This is a genomic window from Xenorhabdus innexi, from assembly GCF_002632485.1.
In the GTDB taxonomy this organism is placed as follows: domain Bacteria; phylum Pseudomonadota; class Gammaproteobacteria; order Enterobacterales; family Enterobacteriaceae; genus Xenorhabdus; species Xenorhabdus innexi.
Genome location: NZ_NIBU01000190.1, coordinates 1 through 1,077, shown reverse-complemented (window position 1 = coordinate 1,077; position 1,077 = coordinate 1). Strand labels below are relative to the sequence as shown.

The following is a 1,077-nucleotide window of genomic DNA, read 5'->3' as shown; positions in this document are numbered from 1 at the left end:
ACCACCAATAATCCACAGAAGGGGAAGCAGGTATGACGATGATCCACACTCAGAAAGACTGGCACCCAGCCGAAATTATTTGTGCATTACGCAAACGTGGTACGACACTCGCCGCTTTATCCCGCGAATCGGGATTAAGTTCTTCCACCCTGGCAAATACCTTATCCCGCCCATGGCCCAAAGGGGAACAGATCATCGCTGCCCGTTTAGGAATGGAGCCTGCTGAAATCTGGCCCAGCCGCTACTTTGATGATTACGGTAATTTTATTGAGCGCAAAATCCGTCAGCCGGCGGATGAAAGCCGGCCAGTGGCGGAATAACACACTGATATAAATCATAATGTGATAATGCCGGCTCCGGCAGATTAATTTCCAGCAGACACAGTTGAGTTGTTCATTGAATACATTATCGGGTTCCCTGCATAGTCGGTGCTATTGATGACTGAGCAGGAGCCTGACCGGAATGAAAAATCGTGTGTTAATCAGCCTGATGGCGGTCATACTGACCGGCTGCACGACTTGTGTAAAACAATCTCCACCCGCAAACGCATCCCCGCCTTCCGTGACTCAGAGACAAAACAGCCCGTCTGTGTCACCGGATATATATGGGCAAGCCCCCGAAGTCGCCCGCGCCGGTCGTTATATCCTGGTCAGTACCGACCCGACAACCGCCCAGCGTGACCCACTTTCTCAGCTGATTGAGGTGCATATTCCGGCATCCGGGCAGCCCACGGTGGGCGATGCCCTGCGTGACGTGCTACGTCAGTCGGGTTACCGGTTATGTGCGCCTGAAAAAACCAATGACATTTTATATCGTCAGCCGCTGCCGTCGGTACATACGCAGTTAGGCCCCGTGCGGCTGCGCACGGCGTTGCAGTTTATGGCCGGTCCGGCCTGGCAACTGGAGGTGGATGAAGTCCGGCGTGTGGTGTGCCACCATCTGCGACCGGGGTATCAGCTCCCACAACCCCGACAAGGAAAGCAGCCATGAGATGGCATCGAATCGGTCTGGTGGCATGGATAGCACTCAGCAGCCCGGCATGGGCAGACACTCCGGCACCCTTAACCGCGCAGCAGA

General features: G+C 54.9%; 2 protein-coding genes. Both read left to right on the top strand.

The genetic code is table 11. The features are described 5' to 3' along the window. Nucleotides 1-32: 32 nt before the first annotated feature. Nucleotides 33-320, top strand: coding sequence for a helix-turn-helix domain-containing protein (locus Xinn_RS20985; protein WP_086954004.1), 288 nt, complete (start codon nt 33-35; stop codon nt 318-320). A 142-nt stretch (nt 321-462) separates the two neighbouring features. Next, on the top strand, nt 463-990 hold the full coding sequence (pilL2, locus tag Xinn_RS20980; protein WP_099137821.1) for a PFGI-1 class ICE element type IV pilus protein PilL2: 528 nt from the start codon (nt 463-465) through the stop codon (nt 988-990). Nucleotides 991-1,077 lie beyond the last annotated feature (87 nt).